Origin of the sequence: Streptomyces sp. CAI-85 (assembly GCF_013363615.1) — a bacterium.
Taxonomy (GTDB): Bacteria; Actinomycetota; Actinomycetes; order Streptomycetales; family Streptomycetaceae; genus Streptomyces; species Streptomyces antibioticus_B.
The window spans coordinates 1-5,687 of record NZ_JAANNX010000128.1 but is presented as its reverse complement, the minus strand read 5'-3'; the positions used below and the strand labels follow the sequence as shown (position 1 = coordinate 5,687).

Sequence of the window (5,687 nt, the reverse complement as noted above, 5' to 3'; positions counted from 1 at the left end):
ACCGGGCCCGGCTGTGCTTGCTGACGTTCTGGAGCAGCTCGGAGACGGTGAAGTAGGCGATCCCCTCGATCGCCGCCGCCGGCCTCGACTCCAGGTCGGCGGTCACCTTCACCGGCACCGTGCACCGCGAGGCCACCGAGGACAGCGCGGCGTCCAGCCCGCGGTCGGTCAGCACCGCCGGGTGGATCCCGCGCGCCAGATCCCGCAGCTCCTGGAGCGCCAGCTTCACCTCGCCGTGCGCCTCCTCCACCATCGCCGAGGCCGCATCCGGGTCCTCCAGCAGCTTCTCCTTCGCCAGACCCAGGCCCATCGCGAGATTCACGAGCCGGGCCTGCGCCCCGTCGTGCAGATCCCGCTCGATGCGCCGTAGATCGGCGGCCGCCGTGTCGACGACCACCCCCCGGTCGGACTCCAGCTCGGCGATCCGCCGCTCCAGCTCGTCCGACGGCGACAGCAGCGCCCGCACCATCGCCCGGTCCGCGTTGGCCAGACCTCGCGCCAGATACGGCAGCACCGGCCACAGCACGAACATCGAGGTCAGCGCCACCGTGAAGGTGAGGATCCCCCAGGGCAGCCGGATCACGTCGTACAGCACGGTCCGCCAGGCCACCGGATCCTTCAACGCCAGCCACATCCACGACAACGGCCCGCCCGCCCGCTGCACGGGCAGCGGACTCGGCTCGTCGATCCGCAGCCCGAGCAGCAACCGCGCCCGCCCCCGCTCGAACCGCCCGATCAACCGCGCCCCCGCCAGACCGAGCGCCAGCAACGGCAACCCGATCACCGTGACACTCATCGCGGCCCCGGTCACGATCACCGTCATCACATACGTGAACCCGAACAGCGACACCGGCAGATTCGCCAGCAGATGCGCGATCTCCTGCCAGGTCCACGGGTCGTAGGCGAAATGCACCGGCGGCGGCCGGTCGTCGTCGTGCCCGCCGGCCCCGGCACGGCGAGGGGCGACGGACTCCCGGACGGCGGCCCGACGCGGGTCATGGGCGCCGCCCCGGGCGGAGGCGGTGGACTGGGATGCGGTCATACGGGCCAGCCTGCCGCGCCGCGGACCCTGACGCCATGAGGTTCCCCGCCTCCACCGCCCTGGGGAAAACCCCCGGTCCCGGATCGAGGCGTGACGGGCTGCTTACCGTCCCTTTATCAGGGCCTAGACTCCCTGCGTACAGATCGTCGGCGGCACGGATGGTGCCGACGGCGCCTGTCGATGCCGAGGACGACGAAGTGGCCGGTGAGGCCCGAGCGGTCACGGTCACGGCCACGCAGGCCGGGACCTGGGCCAGGGAGCGAGGGACGGACGTGCGGGAACCGACCGTCGAGGTCGCGGCGGACTACTTCCAGTCGTATTCGGTCGTCGGACTGCTCGCCGTCGTCGGCGTGCTCTTCGTCGCCGTCGCCTTCGGCGCGGGACGCCTCCTGCGCCCGGTGGTCCCCACCCCCGAGAAGCTCCTCACCTACGAGTGCGGCGTCGACCCCGTCGGCGAGGGCTGGGCCCACACCCAGGTCCGCTACTACGTCTACGCCTTCCTCTACGTCATCTTCGCCGTCGACTCGATCTTCCTGTTCCCCTGGGCGACGGTCTTCGCCGCCCCCGGCTACGGCGCCACCACCCTCGTCGAGATGTTCGTCTTCCTCGGCTTCCTCGCCGTCGGCCTGCTCTACGCGTACAAGAAAGGGGTCCTGGCATGGACGTGACCCCACCCGCCTCCGAGCCGGTCCTGCTGCCCGAGCCCCAACGCCTCGGCGCCCTCTCCCGCCTCGCGCCCGAGCCCATGAAAGTGGTCCTCAACTGGGGCCGCCGCTACTCGCTCTGGGTCTTCAACTTCGGCCTCGCCTGCTGCGCGATCGAGTTCATCGCCGCGTCGATGGCCCGCCACGACTTCATCCGCCTCGGTGTCATCCCCTTCGCGCCCGGCCCCCGCCAGGCCGACCTGATGGTCGTCTCCGGCACGGTCACCGACAAGATGGCCCCGGCCGTCAAGCGCCTCTACGAGCAGATGCCCGAACCGAAGTACGTCATCTCCTTCGGCGCGTGCAGCAACTGCGGAGGCCCCTACTGGGACTCCTACTCGGTGACCAAGGGCGTCGACCAGATCATCCCCGTCGACGTCTACGTCCCCGGCTGCCCGCCCCGCCCCGAGGCCCTCCTCCAGGGCATCATCAAGCTCCAGGAGAAGATCGCCCGCGAGTCCCTCGGCGAGCGCTACGGCACCTCCCGCCCCTCGACCGCGGCCCTCCGGAGCGACCTGGTGAAACCCCCGGCCGAACCCTCCTCGCGGGAGGACCGATGACCACCATCGGCTGGCTCCCCGCCCCCGCCGACGAACTCTTCGGCCCGGACGCCACCGCCGAGGAGTCCTACGACGTCCTCACCGTCGACGTCCCCCCGGCATCCTGGCTCACCTCCCTCCGCGTCGCCCGCGACGACCTCTCCTGCACCTACTTCGACTGGCTGAGCGCCGTCGACGAACCCGGCACCGGCTTCCGAGTCGCCGCCCACCTCGTCGCCCTCACCCCGGTCCGCCGCCTCCTGGTCCGCACGACCGTCCCGCACGCGTCACCCTCCCTCCCCTCCGCCGTCGACGTCTACGCCGGCGCCGCCTGGCACGAACGCGAGACGCACGAGATGTTCGGCGTCCGCTTCGACGGCCACCCCGGCCTGGACCACCTCCTCCTCCCCGAGAACTTCGAGGGCCACCCCCTCCGCAAGGACTTCGTCCTCGCGGCCCGCGTCGCCAAGGCATGGCCCGGCGCCAAGGAACCGGGGGAGTCGGAACACGGCGGCCCCAAACGCCGCCAGATGCTGCCCCCCGGAGTCCCCGACCCCAACGAGTGGGGTCCCCTCAAGGGCCAACTCCCCCCAGCCCCTACCCGCCCCACCCGCACCCCGGGCGAACGCCCACCCCGCCGCACCCGCACAGCCGGCGAGGGCTCAGCAAGCCGGCCCCCGACGCCGGCCGCGAGCACCGGCGCCGCCGGCACCGGCGGGGAGACGGAAGCCGCGGCCTCCCCTACGCCCCCGCAGGCCCCCGCCGGCCCCCGCCGGGCGCGAACCGCAGGCGGCGGCTCGGCCTCCCAGCGGACGACGCCCCCGGAGAACGCCCTGGCGGAAACCCCGGCCGCGGCCCCGCAACCTCCCGCCGGCCCCCGCCGAGCCCGCACGGCAAGCGGCGGCTCGGCCTCCCAGCGGACGACGCCCGAGGCGACCCCGGAGACCCCGACCGCAGCCCCGCAACCCCCGGCCGGCCCCCGCCGAGCCCGCACGGCGAGTGGCGGTTCGGCCTCCCAACGGGCGACGCCCGAGGCGACCCCGGAGACCCCTGAGGCGCCCCGCCCCCCGGCCGGCCCGCGCCGAGCCCGCACCGCCTCCGAGGGCTCCGCCTCCCAGCGCACCCAGCCGCCCACCCCGGACCGCCCCGCCACGGCCCCCCGCAGCGCGGACGCCCCGTGGCACCACGCCCGCCCAGCCTTCGCCGACCGCGACGAGCAGCCGAAGCGCCCCGCGCCGGGGAAGCCCGAGCCGGTCGAAGAGCCGAAGCAGCCCGCGCCCGGGGACCCTGAGCCGGCGGAAGGGCCGCAGCAGCCCGCGCCTGGAGCGTCCGAGCGGCCGGAGGAGTCGCAGGCGGGCCCGGCCCAGGAGCCGGAGTCGCCTCAGGAGCCGGAGGCTGTCCAAGAGCCCGGGCCCACGCCCGCGCCCGACCAGGCATCGGACCCCGAGCAACCCCACCCCGACTCCCCCTCGACCGAACCCCCCACCCCCGAAACCCCTCCAGGAGGCTCGCGATGAACGACGTGCTCGACGTCGCGCTGCGTCTCCTGATCGTCTTCGTCGTCTTCCTCACCTTCCCCCTGATCGTCGGTCAGACCGAGCACAAGGTGATGGCCCATATGCAGGGCCGCCTCGGTCCGATGTACGCCGGTGGCTTCCACGGCTGGGCCCAGCTCATCGCGGACGGCGTGAAGTTCGCGCAGAAGGAGGACGTCGTCCCCGCCGGCGCGGACCGCCGTATCTTCCAACTCGCCCCCGCCGTCGCCCTCCTGCCGTACCTCCTCGTCCTCCTCGTGATCCCCGTCGGCCCCGGCGAGGGCGCCGTCGGCCAGGTCCTGGACGCGGGTGTCTTCTTCGTGCTCGCCGTGATGGGCGTCGGGGTCCTCGGCTCCCTCATGGCCGGCTGGGCCAGCGCCAACAAGTTCTCCCTCCTCGGCGGACTGCGCACCGCCGCTCAACTCCTCGCCTACGAACTGCCGATGCTGCTCACCGCCGCCTCCGTGGCGATGGCCGCCGGCACGGTCTCCCTGCCCGGCATCGTGGACGCCTTCGAGTGGTGGTGGCTGCCCTGGCAGATCGTCGGCGCGATCGTCTTCTTCGTCGCCGGCCTCGCCGAGCTCCAACGCCCCCCGTTCGACATGCCCGTCGCCGACTCGGAGATCATCTTCGGCGCGTACACCGAGTACACCGGCCTGCGCTTCGCTCTCTTCCTCCTCGCCGAGTACGCCGGAATCGTCGTCCTGTGCGGTCTCACCACCGTTCTCTTCCTGGGCGGCTGGCACGGCCCCTGGGGTGCGGACGGACTGGGCTGGGTCTGGACCCTGCTCAAGGCCGCCGTGCTCGCCTTCATCGTGATCTGGCTGCGCGTGACCTACCCCCGTCTGCGCGAGGACCAGCTCCAGAAGCTCTCCTGGACGCTCCTCGTCCCCCTCTCTCTCGCTCAGATCGCCCTCACCGGCGTCGTCAAGGTGGTGATCCGGTAGCCATGGCCTCCTTTCCCGGCAGCGGCCTCGCCAAGGGCCTGGCCGTCACCCTGCGCACGATGACGAGGAAGACCGTCACCGAGCAGTACCCGGACGTCCAGCCCGAACTCCCGCCCCGCACCCGCGGCGTGATCGGCCTGTTCGAGGAGAACTGCACGGTCTGCATGCTCTGCGCCCGTGAGTGCCCCGACTGGTGCATCTACATCGACTCCCACAAGGAGACGGTCCCGCCCGCCGCCCCGGGTGGCCGCGAGCGCAGCCGCAACGTCCTCGACCGCTTCGCCATCGACTTCTCCCTGTGCATGTACTGCGGTATCTGCATCGAGGTCTGTCCTTTCGACGCGCTGTTCTGGTCCCCGGAGTTCGAGTACGCCGAGACCGACATCCGGGATCTCACCCATGAGCGGGACAAGCTCCGCGAGTGGATGTGGACTGTGCCGGCCCCGCCCGCCCTCGACCCCGCCGCCGAGGAGCCGAAGGAGATCGCGGCCGCCCGCAAGACCGCGGACAAGCTGGCCGCCGCCCAGGCCGCAGCCGCAGCCGAGGCGGAAGCCGATGCCAAGGCCGAGGCCGACTCCGAGGCTCAAGCCGGATCCGAGCCCACCACGCCCGAGGGAGGAGAGTCATGACCCTCGCCTCCGCGGCCGCGCCGCAGGGCTTCCTCTCCCCGACCGGAGTGGAGATCGCCTTCCTTCTCGTCGGCCTGGTCACCCTGGCCGCCGCCCTGGTCACCGTCACCACCCGGCAACTGGTGCACGCCGCCCTGTGGCTGGTGGTCGCCCTCGGCGGCCTCGCCGTCGAATACCTCCTGCTCACCGCCGAGTTCATCGCCTGGGTGCAGGTCCTCATCTATGTGGGTTCCGTAGTCGTCCTCCTTCTCTTCGGTCTGATGCTCACCCGGGCCCCCATCGGCCGCTCCC

The 5,687-nt window shown here is 72.4% G+C and carries 7 protein-coding genes; 6 read left to right on the top strand and 1 reads right to left on the bottom strand.

All coding sequences use genetic code 11. The annotated features are described in order from the left end of the window. Positions 1 to 1,042, bottom strand: a 1,042-nt coding sequence (locus G6W55_RS36820; protein WP_175524962.1) for a sensor histidine kinase, incomplete at its 3' end; no start/stop codon positions are given. 272 nt (positions 1,043 to 1,314) lie between these two features. Between G6W55_RS36820 and G6W55_RS36815 the strand changes: the two genes are divergently transcribed. The 6 genes from G6W55_RS36815 to G6W55_RS36790 form a co-directional block, all read left to right on the top strand. Continuing rightward, positions 1,315 to 1,710 carry an NADH-quinone oxidoreductase subunit A gene (locus G6W55_RS36815; protein WP_175524961.1) on the top strand — a complete coding sequence of 132 codons (396 nt, stop codon included), beginning with the start codon at positions 1,315 to 1,317 and terminating at the stop codon, positions 1,708 to 1,710. Further along, positions 1,701 to 2,306 (top strand): NADH-quinone oxidoreductase subunit B, encoded by a 606-nt coding sequence (locus G6W55_RS36810; protein WP_175524960.1) that lies wholly within the window; start codon positions 1,701 to 1,703, stop codon positions 2,304 to 2,306. The genes G6W55_RS36815 and G6W55_RS36810 overlap by 10 nt, the downstream gene beginning before the upstream one ends. Next, positions 2,303 to 3,802, top strand: a complete 1,500-nt coding sequence (locus G6W55_RS36805; RefSeq protein ID WP_175524959.1) for an NADH-quinone oxidoreductase subunit C — start codon at positions 2,303 to 2,305, stop codon at positions 3,800 to 3,802. Before G6W55_RS36810 ends, G6W55_RS36805 begins: the two co-directional genes overlap by 4 nt. Beyond that, positions 3,799 to 4,767, top strand: a complete 969-nt coding sequence (locus G6W55_RS36800; RefSeq protein WP_175524958.1) for a complex I subunit 1 family protein — start codon at positions 3,799 to 3,801, stop codon at positions 4,765 to 4,767. Before G6W55_RS36805 ends, G6W55_RS36800 begins: the two co-directional genes overlap by 4 nt. Positions 4,768 to 4,769: 2 nt before the next feature. Further along, positions 4,770 to 5,396, top strand: coding sequence for an NADH-quinone oxidoreductase subunit I (locus tag G6W55_RS36795; protein WP_175524957.1), 627 nt, complete (start codon positions 4,770 to 4,772; stop codon positions 5,394 to 5,396). Further along, positions 5,393 to 5,687, top strand: a 295-nt coding sequence (locus tag G6W55_RS36790) for an NADH-quinone oxidoreductase subunit J (protein ID WP_175524956.1), incomplete at its 3' end; no start/stop codon positions are given. The genes G6W55_RS36795 and G6W55_RS36790, both read left to right, overlap by 4 nt.

Excerpts from the sequence above, each read along its gene's own strand:
- G6W55_RS36805 (WP_175524959.1), top strand. The coding sequence starts at position 2,303 with ATGACCACCATCGGCTGGCTCCCCGCCCCCGCCGACGAACTCTTCGGC.
- G6W55_RS36795 (WP_175524957.1), top strand. The coding sequence starts at position 4,770 with ATGGCCTCCTTTCCCGGCAGCGGCCTCGCCAAGGGCCTGGCCGTCACC.
- G6W55_RS36810 (WP_175524960.1), top strand. The coding sequence starts at position 1,701 with ATGGACGTGACCCCACCCGCCTCCGAGCCGGTCCTGCTGCCCGAGCCC.
- G6W55_RS36800 (WP_175524958.1), top strand. The coding sequence starts at position 3,799 with ATGAACGACGTGCTCGACGTCGCGCTGCGTCTCCTGATCGTCTTCGTC.